Origin of the sequence: Mycobacterium sp. SMC-21 (assembly GCF_045310825.1) — a bacterium.
Classification (GTDB): Bacteria; Actinomycetota; Actinomycetes; order Mycobacteriales; family Mycobacteriaceae; genus Mycobacterium.
This window is the reverse complement of sequence record NZ_JBJIAO010000006.1, coordinates 1-19,837: the sequence shown is the minus strand read 5'-3', so window position 1 is coordinate 19,837 and position 19,837 is coordinate 1. Positions and strand designations below refer to the sequence as shown.

Annotated in this window: 9 protein-coding genes and 1 pseudogene; 9 read left to right on the top strand and 1 reads right to left on the bottom strand. The window is 68.1% G+C overall.

Annotated features, from left to right (window positions below):
* The first annotated feature begins 5 nt into the window (after positions 1–5).
* From meaB to ACJH6H_RS08480, 6 genes are all read left to right on the top strand, one after another.
* The gene (meaB, locus tag ACJH6H_RS08505; protein ID WP_135355964.1) at positions 6–980 is read left to right on the top strand and encodes a methylmalonyl Co-A mutase-associated GTPase MeaB; all 975 of its coding nucleotides are present in this window, start codon (positions 6–8) and stop codon (positions 978–980) included.
* 357 nt (positions 981–1,337) lie between these two features.
* Positions 1,338–2,630, top strand: a complete 1,293-nt coding sequence (locus ACJH6H_RS08500; RefSeq protein WP_138249204.1) for a serine hydrolase domain-containing protein — start codon at positions 1,338–1,340, stop codon at positions 2,628–2,630.
* A 624-nt stretch (positions 2,631–3,254) separates the two neighbouring features.
* On the top strand, positions 3,255–9,530 hold the full coding sequence (gene pks2 / locus ACJH6H_RS08495; protein WP_406774655.1) for a sulfolipid-1 biosynthesis phthioceranic/hydroxyphthioceranic acid synthase: 6,276 nt from the start codon (positions 3,255–3,257) through the stop codon (positions 9,528–9,530).
* Positions 9,531–9,593: 63 nt separating this feature from the next.
* On the top strand, positions 9,594–11,063 hold the full coding sequence (locus ACJH6H_RS08490; protein ID WP_406774654.1) for a condensation domain-containing protein: 1,470 nt from the start codon (positions 9,594–9,596) through the stop codon (positions 11,061–11,063).
* A gap of 3 nt (positions 11,064–11,066) precedes the next feature.
* Positions 11,067–12,479: a hypothetical protein gene (locus ACJH6H_RS08485; RefSeq protein WP_406774653.1), complete on the top strand. Its 1,413-nt coding sequence runs from the start codon at positions 11,067–11,069 to the stop codon at positions 12,477–12,479.
* A gap of 56 nt (positions 12,480–12,535) precedes the next feature.
* Complete coding sequence (locus tag ACJH6H_RS08480) at positions 12,536–13,948, top strand: hypothetical protein (RefSeq protein WP_406774652.1); 1,413 nt, start codon at positions 12,536–12,538, stop codon at positions 13,946–13,948.
* 21 nt (positions 13,949–13,969) lie between these two features.
* Here the strand turns inward: ACJH6H_RS08480 and ACJH6H_RS08475 are convergent, their stop codons facing one another.
* On the bottom strand, positions 13,970–15,211 hold the full coding sequence (locus ACJH6H_RS08475) for a glycosyltransferase (RefSeq protein ID WP_406774651.1): 1,242 nt from the start codon (positions 15,209–15,211) through the stop codon (positions 13,970–13,972).
* Positions 15,212–15,430: 219 nt separating this feature from the next.
* Between ACJH6H_RS08475 and ACJH6H_RS08470 the strand changes: the two genes are divergently transcribed.
* The 3 genes and pseudogenes from ACJH6H_RS08470 to ACJH6H_RS08460 form a co-directional block, all read left to right on the top strand.
* Positions 15,431–18,628 (top strand): RND family transporter, encoded by a 3,198-nt coding sequence (locus ACJH6H_RS08470; RefSeq protein ID WP_406774650.1) that lies wholly within the window; start codon positions 15,431–15,433, stop codon positions 18,626–18,628.
* A 150-nt stretch (positions 18,629–18,778) separates the two neighbouring features.
* Complete coding sequence (locus ACJH6H_RS08465) at positions 18,779–19,294, top strand: FkbM family methyltransferase (RefSeq protein WP_406774649.1); 516 nt, start codon at positions 18,779–18,781, stop codon at positions 19,292–19,294.
* A gap of 86 nt (positions 19,295–19,380) precedes the next feature.
* Positions 19,381–19,837, top strand: a pseudogene (locus tag ACJH6H_RS08460) (ISL3 family transposase); the annotation flags it as partial.

The window sequence follows — 19,837 nt, the reverse complement described above, 5'->3', positions numbered from 1 at the left end:
CGGGCATGACGACCCCGGTGCCCGAACTCGCTGCCAGGATCCGGGCGGGCGATCGGGCGGCGCTGTCGCGTGCCATCACGCTGGTCGAGTCCACCCGGGCCGACCATCGTGATGCCGCGCAGCAGTTGCTGCTCGAACTGACCCCGGAGGCCGGCAGTGCGCTGCACGTCGGCATCACCGGCGTCCCCGGCGTCGGCAAGTCGACGACGATCGAAGCGCTCGGCATGCACCTCATCGAGCGGGGCCACCGCGTCGCGGTGCTGGCCGTCGACCCGTCGTCGACCCGCACGGGCGGTTCGATCCTCGGCGACAAGACCCGGATGGCGCAGCTGGCCGTGCAGCCGGAGGCCTACATCCGGCCGTCGCCGACGTCGGGCACGCTCGGCGGGGTGGCCAAGGCCACCCGCGAGACCATCGTGCTGCTGGAGGCGGCCGGCTACGACGTGGTCCTGGTCGAGACCGTCGGCGTCGGCCAGTCGGAGGTGACGGTGGCCAACATGGTCGACACCTTCGTCTTCCTGACGCTGGCCCGCACCGGTGACCAGTTGCAGGGCATCAAGAAGGGCGTGTTGGAGCTCGCCGACGTCATCGTGGTCAACAAGGCCGACGGCGAGCACGCAGTCGAGGCCAAGGCCGCGGCGCGGGAACTGTCCGGGGCGATCCGGTTGATCTATCCGCGCGACACGTTGTGGCGGCCGCCGGTGCTGACCATGAGCGCACTGACCGGCGACGGTCTGGCGGCGATGTGGGACACCGTGCTCAAGCATCGTGAAACCTTGAGTGCGGCAGGCGAATTCGAGGCCCGGCGCCGTGCCCAGCAGGTCGACTGGACGTGGACCATGGTGCGTGACACGGTGCTGGACCGGGTGCTGTCGAATCCCGCCGTCAAGGCCAATCGCGACGAGGTGGAACGCCAGGTGCGCGAGGGTGAGCTGACGCCGGCGCTGGCGGCACAGCGCATCATCGACCTCGCGAATTGACTCCGTCCGCGCCCGGCCCGGGATTGCCGAACGGTTTGCCGGCGCAATAGGGGAATCGGCCCCACGGGTATTCGGGCCGATCGCTGGCGAAACCAATTTCGGCGCGGTGCCGTGGCCGGCCCGACATGCGGACAAAAATGCGATCCGGTGTTTCCGGCTACCTGACTTTTCTCCAGCCAGGCACTTTGACCACAGAGTTCGCCATCAGAACGCTTGCTCGGCAAGCGGTTACGCCGGCGTAAGTGCGATCTTGAAGTGGGTATACCCGACACGCCGAACCTGTGTATCCAGACTATTTAGCTAACAGATTGATAACGTCGGAGATGATCTGCGGCAGGCGCACGTCATCATTTGGTAATGACCAACGCAATTCGCCGGGAGCGCAACGTCGCGCCTCTCCGGTCCGCCGGCGGACCTCTTCCGCAGGGTGTTCACGGTGCCGCTGACCCGAACTTCGCAACTGTGGTGCGCGCCTTTTCCGCCATGTTCCCCAGCCGCTTCCTGGGCGGCGGCGCCCTCTCGGTGTACCTCGACGGCGTTCCCGTCGTCGACGTGTGGACGGGATGGGCCGACCGGTGGGGCACCCGGCGGTGGGACGCGGACACCGGCGCCATGGTGTTCTCGGCGACCAAGGGGTTGGCCTCGACCGTCATCCACCGCCTGGCCGATCGGGGTCTGATCGGCTACGACGTGCCCGTCGCCGACTACTGGCCGGCCTTCGCGGCCAACGGCAAGGCCGGCGTGACGGTGCGCGAGCTCATGCGGCACCGCGCCGGGCTGTCGCAGCTGAACGGCGCCACCCGCGACGAGCTGATGGACCACCGCCTCATGGAGCAGCGGCTGGCGGCGGCGCCGATGAGCTGGATGAAGGGGCGACCGGCGTACCACGCCATCACCTACGGCTGGCTGTTGTCCGGGCTGGCCCGCGCGGTGACCGGGCAGAGCATGCGCGAGCTGTTCCGTACCGAACTTGCCGAGCCCCTCGGCATCGACGGCCTGCACCTGGGCCGGCCGGCCGCCGATGCGCCCACCCAGCCCGCGCAGATCATCGGGCCGCAGTTCCGCATCCGCAACCCACTGTTCGACGCGGTGGCGCCGCACGTGGCCAAGCTGCCGTTCTCGGGTGGATTCGGCTCGATGTACTTCACCGGCATGCGATCGATGGCGCAGGGCGACACGCCACTGCTGGATTCCGAGATGCCGGGCGCCAACGGCGTGGCCACTGCGCGTGCGCTGGGCCGCGTGTACGGCGCGCTGGCCAACGGCGGCCAGATGGACGGCCTGCGGTTCCTGTCGGCCGGTACCGTCGCGCAACTGCGGGGGACCGGCAGCCTCTTCCCGGATCTGGGCCTCGGCCTGCCGATGGACTTCAACCTCGGGTATCACGGCACACCGATCCCCGGTGTCATGCCGGGGTTCGGACACGTCGGACTGGGCGGATCGCTGGGCTGGGCGGACCCCGATCGGGGCCTGGCTTTCGGATTCGTGCACAACCGCCTGTTGACGCCGCTGATGGTTGCGGATCAGGCTGGTTTCGTCGCACTTGGGGCAATGGTGCGACACGGTGCTGCGCAGGCGCGCAGCAACGGTTTCTGCCGGGTCGCGGAGTTCGGTGCACCGTACGCCGATCCGGCCCCGGTTGCGGGCTGACGGAGTTTGCGCGCGCGAGATATGCGGCCGCATCGGAAGCGATGCGGACCGCCCTCAGCACCGGACTTTCGAATACGCGCAGATGTCGGGCATGTTGATTTTTTGCCCGTATCGAGCGGAGTTCGTCACACCAGATATTTCGTACCATGCGTATCGATCATTGCCAACAATACGATTTTATGGCCGCAGCCTGTAGTTCTGCGATTTTCGTTGTGTTGCTCGAATTTCAATAACGATATCCACGCAAACATTTGCCCTGTCGCAGTGTCCGCGTTCGCACGGTGCTGGGGTGAACGATGTTCGCTACGGACCGCTATGCTTCCGGCCCGTGGCTGGTTCGAAAAGGCTCCGAACCAAACCCCTGCGCAACGGCGCGCCGGGCGGGTTGGGTCTTCCACAGCGAGTGTGCTGCGGATATCCGCTGCTGACGGTCGCCTGATAGCGATTCGACCGAAACGGGTAGCCCCGAATCGGCGGATCAGTTAATTTGACCCGGTAGGATTTCGAGCCAGTTTGTTTAACGCGGCAAAGACGATTTCGCAGAGATTTTTGAGCGCGGTCTGCAAAGCCACCCGGCACTGCGTGTCGGGGTCGGGCCGGACTGCACGGAGAGGCGGTAGCTAAGTGGGTGGGTCACCGACGACACCCGTCGCGATCATCGGCATGGCATGCCGGCTTCCTGGCGGCATCAGTTCGCCGGACGAGCTGTGGGAAGCCCTGCTGCGCGGTGACGACCTGGTTACCAAAGTTCCCCTGGAACGCTGGGACGCCGAGGAGTACTACGACCCGGAGCCCGGCGTGCCCGGCCGGTCGGTGTCCAAGTGGGGCGGCTTCCTCGACGACGTGGCCGGCTTCGACGCCGACTTCTTCAACATCAGCGACCGTGAAGCCACCGCGATCGACCCGCAGCACCGCCTGATCCTCGAAACCTCTTGGGAGGCTGTGGAACACGCGGGCATCGATCCCGCCACGCTGGCCGGCTCACTCACCGGTGTCTTCGTGGGCATGACCCACGGCGACTACCAGCTGCTGGCCGCCGACGCCCACGCCATCGAGGGCCCGTACGGCTTCACCGGTAACAACTTCAGCCTGGCCTCGGGACGCGTCTCGTACCACCTCGGTGCGCACGGCCCGTCGTACACGGTCGACTCGGCCTGTTCGTCCAGCCTGCTCGCCATCCACAACGCGTGCCGCAGCCTGCACGACGGGGAGAGCGACGCCGCCCTCGCCGGCGGTGTGTCGATCATGCTGGAGCCGCGCAAGATGTCGTCGGGTTCGGCCCAGGGCATGCTGTCGCCGACCGGCCACTGCCACGCCTTCGACGTCGCCGCCGACGGCTTCGTCTCCGCCGAGGCGTCGGTCATGTTCATGATGAAGCGCCTGGACGACGCTCAGCGCGACGGCGATCGCATCCTCGCGGTCATCCGTGGCACGGCGAGCAACCAGGACGGCCACACGGTGAACATCGCGACCCCGGGCGCGGACGCCCAGGTCGCCGTCTACCGCCGCGCCCTGGACCTCGCCGCCATCGATCCCGCCACCGTCGGCTACATCGAGGCGCACGGCACCGGCACGCCCGTCGGTGACCCGATCGAATACTCAAGTCTGGCAACGGTTTACGGCAAGCAAGGGCCGGTCGTGCTGGGTTCGGTCAAGACCAACGTCGGCCATGCCCAGTCGGCGTCGGGTGCCGTCGGCCTGATGAAGACCGTCCTGGCGCTGCAGCACGGCGTCGTGCCGAAGAACCTCTACTTCAACGAGATGCCCGCCGAGATGGCGGCCATCAGCACCGGGCTGTTCGTGCCGACCGACCTCGTGCCGTGGCCCGCGACCGCCGACCACCCGCGCCGCGCCGCCGTGTCCGCCTACGGTCTGTCCGGCACCAACGTGCACGCCGTCGTCGAGCAGGCCCCGGCCGAGTCGTCGCCGCGCGTCGTCGGGTCCGACGGGCAAGGCATCGGCGGCAAACTGCTGTTCCCCGTGTCATCCACCTCGGCCGACGAGCTGCGCCGCACCGCCGGCAAGCTGGCCGACTGGGCCGCCGCGCAGGGCGAGGCCCTCGACCTGGCCGACACCGCCTACACGCTCGCGCGTCGCCGCGCACACCGACCGGTTCGCGCCGCCGTCCTCGCCGAGGACGCCGCCGGCCTGATCCAGGAGCTCCGCGGCGTCGCCGACGGCGAGGCGCCGTTCCAGCCCGCGGCCGGCAAGGGCGACCGCGGCCCGGTCTGGGTGTTCTCGGGCCAGGGCTCGCAGTGGGCGGCCATGGGCGCCGGCCTGCTGGCCGCCGAGCCCGCGTTCGCCGCGGCCATCGCCGAGATCGAACCGCTCATCGAAGCGGAGTCGGGCTTCTCGATCACCGAGGCCATCACCGCCGGTGAGACGGTGACCGGTATCGACCGCATCCAGCCCGCCGTGTTCGCGATCCAGGTGGCGCTCGCCGCCACCCTGCGGTCCTACGGTGTGCAGCCCGGCGCGGTCATCGGCCACTCGATGGGTGAGTCGGCCGCCGCCGTCGTCTCCGGTGCGCTGTCGCTGGCCGACGGTGTGAAGGTGATCTGCCGCCGCTCGAACCTGATGCTCAAGGTGTCCGGCTCGGGCGCCATGGCATCGGTGGAGCTGCCCGCCCAGCAGGTGCTTTCCGAGCTCGGTGCCAAGGGCGTCAGCGACGTCGTGCTGGCGGTCGTCGCCTCGCCGCAGTCCACCGTCGTCGGTGGTGACAAGGACGCTATCCGCGCGCTGGTCAAGGAATGGGACGAGCGCGGCGTCATGGCACGTGAGGTCGCCGTCGACGTCGCGTCGCACACCCCGCAGGTCGACCCGATCCTGGACGAGCTGGCCGACGCACTCGAGGACCTCGAGCCCGACGAGCCGGCGGTGCCGTACTACTCGGCGACGCAGTACGACCCGCGCGACCCCGCGGACTACGACGCGGACTACTGGGTGGACAACCTCCGCCACACCGTGCGCTTCGGTGCCGCCGTGCAGGCCGCCCTCGACGACGGCTTCCGGGTGTTCATCGAGCTGGCCCCGCACCCGCTGCTGGTGCACGCCGTCAACCAGAACGCCGCAAGCCAGGACATCGGCATCGCCGCGCTGGCCGCGATGCGTCGCGAGCAGGACGTGCCGAATGGTCTGCGCGACGTCGTCGCCGACCTGCACACGGCCGGCGCCGCCATCGACTTCTCGGTGATCTACCCGGACGGCGTGCTGGTCGACGTGCCGCTGCCGACCTGGACCCGCAACCACCTGATCCTGACGCGGGACCCGCACGAGCAGGCGCCCGGCGGGGCATCGCTGGCGGTGCACCCGCTGCTGGGTGCGCACGTGCGGCTCCCGGAGGAGCCCGAGCGGCACGTCTGGCAGTCCGACGTGGGCACCGGCATGCAGCCGTGGCTGGGTGACCACCAGGTCCACAACGTCGCGGCGCTGCCGGGTGCGGCGTACTGCGAGATGGCGCTCGGCGCCGCTCGCGAGGTGCTGGGCGAGGCCTCCGAGGTACGCAACGTCACCTTCGAGGCGATGCTGCTGCTCGAGGAGGAGACCGCCGTATCGGCGGTCGCCACGGCGGTCCCGTCGGGCGACATCGACTTCCTCGTCGAGACCTACCAGGACGGCGAGCAGGTGCGCCGTGCCGCTGCGACGCTGCACGCCATCGACGATGATGCGGCCCGGCCGGCCTACAACCTGGCCAAGCTGGTCGCCGCCCACACCGAGGACGTCGACGGTGGCGACCTGCGGGCCTGGTTCGCCGATCGCGGCATCCAGTACGGCCCGGCGTTCTCGGGCCTGACGGCGGCCCACACGACCGCGGGCACCACGGTGCTCGCCGCGGTCGCGCTGCCCGGTGCCATCCGGTCGCAGCAGAGCGCCTACACCGTGCACCCGGCGCTGCTCGACGCCTGCTTCCAGGCGGTGGCCGCGCATCCCGATCTGCACGGCGACACCACCGGCGCGCTGATGCTGCCGCTGGGCGTCGGCAAGCTGCGGGCCTACGAGTCGACCCGCAACGCGCACTACTGCTACGTCAAGCTCGTCAGCCTCTCGCCGACCGCGGTCGAAGCCGACATCGACGTGCTCGACGAAAACGGTGCGGTGCTGCTCGCGGTGAGCGGCCTGCGGCTCGGCACCGGAGTGTCGGAGGAGGGCCAGCGCGAGCGGCTCCTCAACGAGCGCCTGCTGAACATCGAATGGCGCAGCCAGGACGCCCCGGTGGCCAACGTGGTCGATCCGGGCCGCTGGCTGCTGATCTCGGCCGCCGCCGACGCGGACAGCCTGACCGAGAAGCTGTCCGAGGTGCTGCAGTCCGACGAGGCCGACGTCTCCACCATGGCGTGGCCGGCCGACGCCGACCACGCCTCGAACCTCGAGTCGCTGCAGGCGACGCTGACGGCCAAGCCGTTCAAGGGCGTCGTCATCGTCACGGGTGCGCCCGAGGGCTCGGCGGCTTCGGCTTCCGTGGCCACCGCGCAGCGCGGTGTGGCCCAGGTCGAGCAGCTCGTCCACATCGTGCGGGGTCTGCCGGACGTGCCGGGTCAGCCGGCGCGGCTGTACGTGCTCACCCGGGGTGCTCGCACCGTGGCGCCGGGCGACGTGGCCAACCTGGAGCAGGGCGGCATCCGCGGCTTCATGCGGGCCATCGGCATGGAGTACCCGGCGATGCGGCCGACCCAGATCGACCTGGACGTGCAGGCCGACGTGGCGCACGTCGCCGCGGAGCTGCTGTCGGGTTCCGAAGAGGACGAGACCGCATGGCGGTCGGGCGAGTGGTTCACCGCGCGCCTGAACCTGAGCCAGCTGCAGCCCGAGGAACGCCGCACCGCCGTCGTGCGGCCTGAAACCGACGGTGTGCAGCTGCAGATCCGGACCCCCGGTGACCTGTCGTCGGCGGAACTGGCCGCGTACGAGCGGGTCGCGCCGGGACCGGGCCAGATCGAGGTGTCGGTCGCGGCGTCGAACCTCAACTTCGCCGACGTGCTGGTCGCCTACGGCCGGTACCCGAGCTTCGAGGGCCGGCTGCCACAGCCGGGTGCGGACTTCGCCGGTGTCGTCACCGCCGTCGGTCCGGGGGTCGGTGACCACCAGATCGGTGACCGGGTGGCGGGCATCTCGCTGACCGGCGCCTGGAAGACGTTCGTCACCTGTGACGCGAACCTGGCCGTGAAGATTCCGGACGACCTGCCCGGGGGCAGCGCGGCGGCGGTGCCCAGTGCGCACGCCACCGCCTGGTACGGCCTGCACAACCTGGCCCGGATTCAGGCCGGCGACAAGGTGCTGATCCACTCCGCCACCGGTGGTGTGGGCCAGGCCGCCATCGCCATCGCGCGGGCCGCGGGCGCCGACATCTACGCCACCGCGGGTAGTGACGACCGTCGAAACCTGTTGCGCAGCTGGGGAATTCAGCACGTCTACGATTCCCGCAGCACGGCGTTCGCCGAGGAGATCCGGCGCGACACCGACGGCTACGGCGTCGACGTCGTGCTCAACTCGCTGCCGGGTGCGGCGCAGAAGGCCGGCGTCGAGCTGCTGACCTTCGGTGGCCGGTTCGTCGAGATCGGCAAGCGCGACATCTACGGCGACACCCGGATGGGCCTGTTCCCGTTCCGCCGGAACCTGTCGTTCTACGCGCTCGACCTGGCGCTGCTGACGTTGACCAACCCCGATGTCACGCGCGGCATGCTGGAGACGATCTTCGGACAGATCGCCGACGGCGTGCTGCCGGTGCCGGACACCACGCACTACCCGCTGAGCGACGCCGCCACCGCCATCCGCGTGATGGGCGCGGCCGGCCACACCGGCAAGCTCGTGCTCGACATCCCGCACACCGGGGAGTTCGAGGCGGTGCTGTCGCCGGAGCAGGCGCCGGTGTACCGGGCCGACGGCTCCTACATCGTCACCGGTGGTCTGAGTGGCCTGGGCCTGTTCCTGGCCGCGAAGCTGGCCGCCGGTGGTTGCGGACGCATCGTGCTCAACGCGCGTTCGGAGCCGAGTGCGGCGACCGCGAAGGCCATCGAGGCCGTCCGCAGTAAGGGCGCCGAGGTCGAGGTGGTGCTGGGCGACATCGCTGCCGCCGACACCGCCGCGCGCCTGGTGGCCGCTGCCGAGTCGACCGGCAAGCCGCTGCGCGGCGTGCTGCACGGCGCCGCGGTGGTCGAGGACGCGACGCTGCCGAACATCACCGACGAGCTGATCGAGCGCGACTGGGCTCCCAAGGTGTACGGCGCGTGGCACCTGCACGAGGCGACGGCAGGGTCCGAACTGGACTGGTTCTGCTCGTTCTCGTCGGCCGCCGCCATGGTGGGCTCGCCCGGACAGGGCGCGTACGCAGCGGCGAACAGCTGGCTGGACGCGTTCACCCAGTGGCGCCGCGCACAGGGGCTGCCGGCGACGGTCATCGCCTGGGGTGCCTGGGCCAAGATCGGCGCCGGGCAGGGCATGGCCGCCGACGAGGCCATGGCGATCGATCCGGAGGACGGCGCGTTCGCGTTCGACGCGATCATCCGCCATGACCGCGCCTACACCGGCTACGCACCGGTGGCCGGGGCCGACTGGCTGGTGGCTTTCGCTCAGACCAGCAAGTTTGCCGAGTCGTTCGCCAACATCGGGCGCGGCGGCGCGGGCACCAGCGAATTCCTCGCCGAGTTCCACGCGCTGTCGGAGGAGGAGCGGCCCGCTCGTCTGAGGCGCCTGATCACCGACGCTATGTCTATGATACTTAGGCGATCTGTCGATCCCGACCGTCCGTTGGCCGAGTACGGCCTCGATTCGCTCGGGGCGCTGGAACTGCGGACCCGTATCGAAGCCGAGACGGGAGTCCGGATCGGTTCGTCGGACATCACGAATGTCCGAGCACTGGCAGAACGCCTGGGGGAGGCGATTTCGACGGCGATTTCGACATGACGGGTCAGAGTAGGGCGTCACAGAAGCCGCGCGCTGAATTCACCGAAGCACAGGAGAGTGAGCATGGTTGCGATTAGGACCATCCATGACTGGATGGGTTCCTCGGGTGTTCTGACTTCCTGGAACCCTTCGTCTGCGTCGCTTGCCAAGTTGCGCAACGCACCGGTCAGCTCGATACCGGTCAGCTACCAGCAGAGCCAGCACATCCGCGCGTTCCGTTCGCACGAGCGCAACGGCACGGACATGGCCCGGTTGAACATCGCCGCATGGGACATGCCGGGTAAGTGCGACGTCCGGGCCATGACGCACGTCATCAACGCCTACGTGCGCCGGCACGACACGTTCCACAGCTGGTTCGAGCTGACGGAAGACGACGTCGTCGTCCGCCGGACGGCCAAGAGCCCGCGCGACATCAAGCTGGTGGCCACCGAGCACGGCGAGATGAACGCGCAGCAGTGGCGTGACCACGTGCTGGCGACGCCCGATCCGCTGCAGTGGGACTGCTTCCACTTCGGCATCATCCAGCGCGACGACCACTTCACCTTCTACTTCAGCATCGACCACGTGCACACCGATGCACTGCTGATGGGGCTGGTGCTCGTCGAGATTCACCTGATGTACGCGGCCCTGGTCAGTGGCGCCCCGCCGATCCCGCTGGCCGACGCCGGCAGCTACGACGACTACTGCGTCAAGCAGGCGGAGTTCACCTCGTCGCTGACGCTGGAGTCGCCGGAGGTCAAGGACTGGATCAAGTTCGCCCAGGCCAACGACGGCACGCTGCCGTGCTTCCCGCTGCCGCTCGGCGACCCGTCGGTGCCGTGCGGGGGCGAGATGCTGACCGTCCGGCTGATGGACAAGCACCAGTCCGAGCGGTTCGAGTCGGCCTGCCTGTCCGCGGGTGCCCGCGTGATCGGTGGCGTCATCGCGTGCGCGGCGCTCGCCGAGCACGAGCTGACCGGCCGGCCGATCTACAACGTCATCACCCCGACCACGACGCGCCGCACCCCGGCCGAGTTCATGACGACGGGCTGGTTCACCGGCGTCGTGCCGATCAGCGTCCCGGTGGTGCCGGAGTCGTTCGGCGACACCGCCCGCGCCATGCAGAAGGCGTTCGACGCCGGCATGGACCTGGCACACGTCCCGTTCGAGCGCGTGCTCGAACTGGCCGAGGGCAAGGTGCCGGGCATTCGCAAGGCCGACCCGGGCGTGCCGATGGTGTCGTACCTCGACACCAACCTGCCGCCGCTGTCGCCGGCGATCATGAACGAGTGGGAACGGCTCAACGGCCGCGTCTACAGCGACGCCCGCTCGGCGTACCAGATCGGCATCTGGGTGAACCGTTCCGAGAAGGAAACCTCGGTCACCATCGCCTACCCGGACAACCCCATCGCCCGTGAATCGGTGGACAAGTACCTGCACGCGATGCGCGCGGTGTACCTGCGGGTCGCCGACGGCGGTTCTGGTGCGGGACGTTCGGAAGCCTTGCGCCACAACGGTTGCCGCAGCGAACTGATTCGAGCTGTGAAGGGCTGAGTTGTGACGACCTCCACGCGCCCGCCGCGCGTGCCTTTGTTGCGCCGCTGGTTGGCAGACAACAACGACGGTGATGAGAGCCGCGTGCTCGACTACGTCGACCAGGCGATGTTCCTCGGCCTGCGGGCCACCGGCCAGGCCGCTGTCATGCAGTGCGTCTGGGTGTACGAGCATCCCGTCGACATGGAGGGCCTGCGCCGGTTCCACTACAACTTCGGTCACGGCCTGGCCGGTCGGCGCATCGAGCCGTCGATCCTGCCGTTCGGCCGGCACCGGTGGGTGTCATCGCTGGGGCCGCCGGCGCCGCTGCGGGTGTACGAGACCGTGCGTCCGCGGGCCGAGCTCGGCGACTTCCTCGACGAGCATGCGCAGATCCCCGTCGACCCGGAGTTCGGCCCGGCCTGGCACATGGGTGTGCAGCCGCTCGACGACGGCGCCACGGTCGTCAGCCTCCTCGGTTCACACTGCATCGGCGACGGCGGCGGTGCCATGCTGACGGTGTTCGAGTCGGTGACGGGCCAGCTGCGCGACCTCGGTCTGCCGCAGCCGCGGACCAGGTCGTCATGGCAGGCGTTGCGTGCCGATTTCCGCCAGACCTTCCGTGACCTGCCCGAACTCGGGCGCTCGATCAAGTCGGCGGCCAAACAGGCTTACCAGAAGCGCAGCGAGCTGCGGCGTTCCGGAAAGTCGGCGGCAGCCCATCTTGATGAGGCCAGCGCCAAGGAAAACCTGCTGGTGCCGGCGATCTGGGCGTTCATCGACGCCGCGGAGTTCGACGCGCGCGCCAAGGCGCTCGGCGGGAACAGCTACGCGCTGATCGCCGGGTTCGCGGCGCGGTTGTCCGAGCGGATGGGCCGGTTCAGCGAGGCCGAGGGCGTGGTGCCGCTGGTGGTGCCGATCAACGACCGCACGCTCGAGGACACCCGTGCCAATGCGGTGCTGATCGGTGATGCCCGCGTCAACCCGAAGGGCGTCGCCGAGGATCTGACGGAGACGCGGGCGGTCATCAAGGAAGCCCTGCGCAAGATGCGCGAGGAGCCCGACGAGAAGTTGGAGCTGCTGCCGCTGACGCCGTTCATCCCGAAGCGGGCCGTCATCCAGGCCGCGGACATCGCGGTCGGGTTCGGTGAGCTCCCGGTGTTCTGCTCGAACCTCGGTGTGCTGCCGGACGATCTGGCGCGTGTCGACGGGACGCCCGCCGAGTACGTCATGGCCCGCGGGGTCGACGGTCAGGTGCCGCGTGCGGTCATGGAGCACCGCAAGGGCATCCTCACCGTCATCTCGATGCAGCTGATCGGCCGGGTGTCGATGGCGGTCATCGGCTATCAGCCGGGCGCCGAGAACACCAAGGCGACGTTGCGTGCGCACGTGGAAGCGACGCTGGCCGAGTTCGGCCTCTCCGCGGTCTACGAATAGTCCGCGTAATCCCAAGTTCGACAACCGAATAACCGAAGTGAAGGGCCAGGTCTATTTTGTCCACTGATACCCGGTCGAACGGAACCGGCCGCGGCCGGTTCGCCAAGCTGCCCCCGGAACTGGACCGTCCGCAGGACCGTCTGGACTACATGGACGAGGCGACCTTCCTGTCGTACCGGGCCAGCGGTCGGGTCCAGGTCATGCTGGCGCTGTGGTTCTACGAAGGACCCGTCGACCTCGATGGCCTGCGCCGCTTCCACGATAACTTCGGCCGGAGCCTGGCGGCCCGGCGCATCGAGCGCTCGCCGCTGCCGTTCGGCCGGGCCCGCTGGGTGGCCGCGCCGGCCGTCGAGCGCCCGCTGGACATCGTCGAAACCGCCCGCCCGCGTTCGGAACTGACCGACTGGCTGGAGGAGCGGTCGCAGGTCCCGATCGACCCGGAGCACGGTCCCGGCTGGCACCTGGGCGTCCAGAAGTTCAGCGACGGTTCGACGGGTGTCGCGCTGGCGCTGTCGCACTGCCTGATCGACGGCACCGGTGCGGTGGCCGCGATCATGGAGTCGGTGCTCGGGCAGGGCCGCGATCTGGGTTACGCGCAGCCGGGCTCCCGTACGCGCTGGCAGGGTCTGCGCGCCGACCTGCGTCAGGCGCGGCGGGACTGGCCGGAGGTCCGGCGCACGGTGGTGGCCGCCGCCAAGATGTTGCACCGCCGGCGTCACGAAATCTCCAAGTCCGGTGACACCCGGCCCGCGGTGACGGCAGGCAACCCCGACGAGTACGTGCTGCTGCCGTTCGCCGGCACCCACATCGACGTCGAGCAGTGGGACGCCAAGTGCGCCACGCTCGGCGGCAACACCTACTCCCTGGCGGCGGCATTCGCCGCCCGGCTCGGTGTGCGGATGGAACGGCATCGCAAGCACGACAACAACATTGCGCTCATGGTGGCCGTCAACGACCGGACCTCGATGGAGGACACCCGGGCCAACGCCATGGCGTTCGCCAATCTCACCGTCGATCCGACGCACGTCGCCAAGGACCTGACGGATCTGCGGGGCGCGCTGCGTACGTCCCTGTCGACGGCCAAGGAGCAGCCGGACGAGTCGTTCATCCTGCTGCCGCTGACGCCGTTCATCCCGCTGCGCGCGGTGAACAAGACGGCCGACCTGGTGCTCGGCGACATGCCGGTGACGTGCTCCAACTTCGCCGAGCTGCCGGACCTGATGTGCCGCCCGGACGGCGTCAACCAGGCGACGTTCCTGAACTGCTGGGGCGTCGAGCAGAAGGTCAAGCGGGCCGACATCGAGCGGCCCGGTGGCCTGCTGGTGGTCGCGTCCGGCCGCTACAACGGCCGGGTGAACCTCGGCATCGTCGGCTACCAGGTGGGGGCCGAGAACAGCCGGGCCATGCTGCGTGAACTCGTCCGCGAGACGCTCGAGGAATTCGACCTCACGCCGCTGACCATCTACTGACGGGCGGTCCCGCCCAGGCCCCTAACGGGCCTGGGCGGCCTTTTCCAGCAGATCCGCGGTGCGTGCGACGCTGTCCGCGGGCTTCGTCATGCGCGCGGCAGCGGCCCGCACCCGCTCGGCGCACTCCGGCTGCAGCGCGGTGCGCAGCGCGGACTTCAGCGACGCCGGCGTGGTCTTCGAGAACCGGCGTGATGCGCCCAGCCGCAGCTTCTTGACCTGCCCGGCCCACACCGGCTGGTCGGCACTGACCCACAGCACCACCGTCGGCACGCCGGCACGCAGCCCGGCCGCGGTGGTACCGGCGCCGCCGTGGTGGACCAGGGCCCGGCACAGCGGGAACACCGCGGCGTGGTTGACGGCACCGACCAGCTTCACGTGGTCGCCCAGTGTGGTGGTGTCCGGCAGATCCCAGACGCCCGAGCTGATCAGCGCCCGCTCGCCGAGCTCGGCACACACCGCGTCGATCATCGCGATGGCCTCGGCGGGGGATTCCACCGGCATACTGCCGAAGCCGAAATAGATGGGCGGCTTGCCATTTGCGATCCACGCCATCACGTCGGCGTCGGTGTCGGTCTGCAGCTCCATCGACATGGACCCGACGAGGGGCTTGGCGTCGCCGTATTCGGCCGCCAGGCCGGGGAACAGCACCTCGTCGTAGGCCTGGATTTCCAGGGCCCCACGGTCCTCGATGCGCCGGACCGCCCGCACGGTGGCCGGCGGCAGGCCCAGGGTGCGCCGCTGGATGTCCTCGGCCTCCTTGAGCATGCGCCAGTGGAACCACTCGCCGACGGCGAAGCCGCGGCGGATCAGCGGCAGCGGCAGCGGTACCGGCAGCACCTGGCTGTTGGGGCGGAACGGGAAGTAGTGCAGCGCGGCCAGCGGGATGTCGAAATGCTCGGCGACGTTGGCGGCCACCTCCTGATAGGTGGTCCCCGCGAGCAGCAGATCCGCGTCCGCGGCGACCTCCGTGAGAGTGGCACTCATGTCCTGCCAGCCCTGCGTCATGTAGTCCCGGAGTTCGCGGACGACACTCACGGGGTTCTTGATGCTCAAGTGGTCACGAAAGATGTCGGCATCCAGTTGCTGCTGAGAATCCACGCCGTAGCTGGCAGGCTCGGGAAGGCCCGCCGAGGCGACGAACGAAACCAGATTCGGCGGCACCGCCATGCGAACTTCGTGGCCGCGGCGCAGCAATTCTCTGGCCACGGCGCCGCTGGGCTCGATGTCTCCACGCGTGCCATGAATGGCGATAGCAAACTTCACAGGACGCCAAGCATAACGGTCTGCCGCTGATCTCCGCATTGCTGGGGCATGAATGGCAACGAGGGCGCCGGATGCCCGTAGGCACGGCGGGGGGTGGGTGACTTCATCAGTGGCACACCCGATTACAGCATGGCGACAGCAATGCGGCTCTTTGGCGGCGTCGATATTGGGGTGCCGGTCGGTGCATCAGATCCGTTTGCGGCGTGTAGCCTGTCGGGGATGCTGAAACGTGCCAGGCCAAGCGGTGCTTTGGCACATGCGGGTTTCGCCGCACTCGGCAAGTTCGTGGTGCGGCGTCCCGTCGTGGTTTTGGCGTCCTGGGTCGGCATCGCAATCGTTCTTTTTCTCGCTCTTCCGACGTTGGTCGACGTGGCCAGCCGCCGCCCGCCGCCGTTCCTGCCGCCCGATTCGTCGACGCTGATCGCCAGCAACGCGATGAAGAACGCGTTCCGCGAGGCGGACGCCGGCAACATCGCGGTGGTCCTGCTGACCAACGACAAGGGCTTCAGCAAGGAAGACGAAGAGGTCTACCGGCGCCTGGTCGACAAGCTGAACGCCGACAAGACCAACGTCCGGTCCACGCAGGACTTCATCCACATCCCCGAGCTGCGCCAGGTGATGGCCAGCAAGGACGGCAAAGCGGTGCAGCTGCCCGTCAGCCTCGTCGGCAGCATGGGCACCGGTCCCGGCCAGCTGGCGTACCGCAATGCCAAGAAGACCATCGAAGAGGTGGTCAAGGGCAGCGACCTGACGCTGAACATCGTGGGTGCGTCGGCCACCTTCCAGGACATCAACGACATCGGTGCCCGCGATCAGCACATGATCGAGACGGCCACCGGCATCCTCGTCTTCTCGATCCTGATCATCGTGTACCGCAGCGTGGTCGCGATGTTGCTGCCGCTCGTCACCATCGGTGTCTCGCTCATCGTGGCGCAACAATTGGTGGCGGGACTGGGACTATTGGGTCTCGCGGTGGGACCGCAGACCCTGGTGCTGATGACCGGCATGATGATGGGTGCCGGGACCGACTACGCCATATTCCTGTTCAGTCGATATCAGGAGTTCATCAGACAAGGCGTCGCCACCGATCAGGCGCTGGTATCGGCGCTCACCTCGATCGGTGAAGTCATCGCCGGCTCGGCCGGCACCGTCGCGATCACGTTCCTGGCGCTCTCGTTCGCCACGCTCGGGGTGTTCGCCACCATCGGCCCGGCGCTGGCCGTGACCGTGCTGGTCGGCTTCCTCGCGTCCGTGACGATGCTGCCGGCGCTGATCGTCCTGGTCGGCCGCCGTGGCTGGATCAAGCCGCGCAAGGACATGACGGGCAAGTTCTGGCGTCGGTCCGGCGTCAACATCGTGCGCCGCCCGGTGACCCACCTGGCCGGCAGCCTCGCGGTGCTGCTGGCACTCGCCGGCTGCGCGACGATGGTCCGCTACAACTACGACAACCGCAAAGACCTCGACCCGGACGCGGCGAGCAACGTCGCCTACACGGCGCTGAACAAGCACTTCCCGATCAGTACGACGATGCAGCAGTTCATCCTGATCCAGTCGCCGCGTGACCTTCGTGCCCCGAAGTCGCTCGCCGACATGGAGCAGATGGCGCAGCGCGTCGCGCAGCTGCCGCACATCGACGCCGTCCGCGGTATCACGCGTCCCACCGGTGACGTCCTGGAGCAGGCCAAGGCGACCTACCAGGCCGGTGAGGTCGGCAGCAAGCTCAAGGACGCCTCGAACCTCATCAACGGCAATGACGCGCTGCTGCAGAAGCTGGTCGACGGCGAGTACCAGCTCGCCGATGCGCTCAACCAGATCCGTACGCAGGTGCTCGGCGGCATCGGCCCGGTGCGGCAGATGCTGACCCAGATGTCGGCGCTGCAGAAGCAGTACGGCGGCTCGAAGACGCTGGACGATCTCGACAAGTCGGCCAAGATGGTGTCCCAGATGACGTCGCTGGGCGACGCCGTCGGTGGGCAGCTGGTCCGCGTCGGCGATGTCTACAAGTGGTCCGGGAAAGCGCTCGAGACACTGAACGCGACGCCGTTCTGCAACTACTACCCGGCGTGCAACGACCTGAAGATCGGTCTGCAGAACGTCAACGAGGGCAACGACCCCGAGACCGTGCAGAAGGTCATCAACCTCGGCCACATGCTGCAGCAGTACAAGAGCGACCCCGGGATGGACGACAAGGTCCGCGGGATGGGCACCAACATCGAGAGCATCACCAGCCTGCTCAAGCAGCTGCGCCTGTACGACACCGCGGACCTGGAGCGGCGGCTGCAGCAGGCGGTCGACGGCGTCAACCTGCTGGCCGACTCGAGCAAGCAGCTCGCCGACGGTGTGAAGCTGCTGGTCGACCAGGTCCGCGGCATGGGCGGTGGCCTGAACCAGGCCTCGTCGTTCCTGCTCGGTATGCGCCGCGACGCCAACACCCCGCAGATGGCCGGTTTCTACGTGCCACCGGAGATCCTGAGCCGCAACGAGTTCGAGAAGGCCGCGACGCTGTTCGTGTCCCCGGACGGCCACACGGTGCGCTACCTGGTGCAGACGGCGCTGAACCCGTTCGGCACGGAAGCCATGGACCAGACCAACGCGATCGTGAAGGCGGCACAGACAGCACTGCCCAACACGACGCTGTCCGACGCCAAGGTGTCGATGGTCGGTCTGTCCGCGGTGAACCGCGACATCCGCGACTACTACAACAGCGACATCCAGTACATCGTCATCGTGACGCTGATCGTGGTGTTCCTGATCCTGGTGCAGCTGCTGCGGTCCGTCGTGGCACCGCTCTACCTGGTGCTGTCGGTGGTGCTGTCGTACGGTTCGGCGCTGGGCATCGGCGTGGTGTTCTTCCAGTTCATATTGGGCTACGACATCTCGTGGAGTGTGCCGGGTATCGCCTTCCTGGTGCTGGTGGCGGTCGGCGCCGACTACAACCTGCTGCTGATATCCCGAATACGTGACGAAGCGAAATGGGGCGTGCGCTCGGCGATCGTGAAAACGGTCGCCGCGACCGGCGGCGTCATCACCTCTGCCGGCCTGATCTTCGCGGCGTCGATGCTCGCGATGACCGTCAGTAGCATCCTGGGCGCCGTACAGCTCGGCTTCATCATCGGTGTCGGCCTGCTGCTGGACACGTTCATCGTCCGTACGGTGACCGTGCCGGCGACCGCGGCGCTGCTCGGTGACGCCAACTGGTGGCCGTCCAAGTCGCCGCGGCGCAAGCGGGAAGAGGCCGAGGAAGCAGAGGCCGCGGCTGCCACCGAACGGCTGCTGGCCGAGCGCAAGGCCCGCCGGGAGTCCGACGAGGTCGAACCGTGCCCGGAGTGCGGTTACGCGGCCACCTGTGACGCCTGCCAGATGACGACGGCCTTCGAGGCCGCCGGAGCGGTACAGCACCGCGGCTTCTTCGGCTGAGCCGCTGTCGAATTTCCGAGAAATTGAACTTTCTCGTCAATAAACCTGATTGAATTCCTGACGTCCGGCGGGGGAGTTCGGGGTCGATGTTCTGTGCGGCGACCAGATTCGCCCGCACCGCGACTCTGAAGAACAGGACATTCGATCGCCATGGAGCTCCGGAAATTCGCTGACGCATTGCGGCCACTCCCGGGATGGATCGGGGGTGGCATTCTCGACTGGTACCAGCTCGGGCTCAGAAAACCACGCGACGCGACCACCTATTACGGGGCGACCATTCATTGCGACCCCGTCGATTCAATTCAGCGGAGCATCATCAACTACGGCGTGTGGGAACCCGCCATTTCGCGCATCATCGAAAGCAGCCTAACGCCGGGAGATCTGTTCGTCGACATCGGCGCGAACATCGGCTACGACTCCCTGCTCGCGGCGACGCGGGCCGACGTCGTCGCCATCGAGGCGGCACCCCACATCTACCGAAAGATGTTGCGCAATCTGGAAAGTAACCCCGATCTCGCCGACCACGTCCGGCCCGTGAATGTTGCGGTTTCCGACCATGTGGGCGAACTGGACCTGTACGACTTCGGACCCCGCAACATCGGGGCCACCACGACGTTGCCGTCCCGGAAGGGAAAGAAATGCGGCTCTTCACAGATGAGGGTGTAGAGGTGGTTGGCGCGTCGTTGCCGGGATAGAGGTCGAGGTCTCTCGAAAATGAGGGTTCCTACACTCCTCATCCGAAAGACCTCGACGTGCCTGACGCTACCGGTCGGGCGGGCTTCGCCTGCGCTGACCTGACGACTTTCTGCCGCCTCGACGAACTTGGGCTGCAGGTGACCGGACAACGCCTTGAGCCCGGCCGTGCTGTGCTGGCGTGCCGGGTGACCGACGAGGACCGGTGGTGTCGTCGCTGCGGCGAAGAAGGCATCCCACGCGACAGCCTCACCCGTACTCTGGCCCATGAGCCGTTCGGGTGGCGCCCCACCACACTGCTGGTGACCATCCGTCGCTACCGGTGCGCCGGCTGCGCCCACGTGTGGCGACAAGACACCACCAGGATGGCCGAACCACGTGCCAAGCTGTCGCGGCGTGCTCTGCGGTGGGCGCTGGAAGCCATTGTCTGCCAGCATCTATCCGTGGCTCGCATCGCCGAAGCGCTCGCGGTGTCGTGGAACACCGCCAACAACGCGGTGCTGGCAGAAGGCCGAC

Bases quoted from the DNA above. Each gene is read 5' to 3' on its own strand.
- meaB (WP_135355964.1), top strand. From the start codon at position 6: ATGACGACCCCGGTGCCCGAACTCGCTGCCAGGATCCGGGCGGGCGAT.
- ACJH6H_RS08500 (WP_138249204.1), top strand. From the start codon at position 1,338: ATGACCAACGCAATTCGCCGGGAGCGCAACGTCGCGCCTCTCCGGTCC.
- ACJH6H_RS08490 (WP_406774654.1), top strand. From the start codon at position 9,594: ATGGTTGCGATTAGGACCATCCATGACTGGATGGGTTCCTCGGGTGTT.
- ACJH6H_RS08470 (WP_406774650.1), top strand. From the start codon at position 15,431: ATGCTGAAACGTGCCAGGCCAAGCGGTGCTTTGGCACATGCGGGTTTC.
- ACJH6H_RS08465 (WP_406774649.1), top strand. From the start codon at position 18,779: ATGGAGCTCCGGAAATTCGCTGACGCATTGCGGCCACTCCCGGGATGG.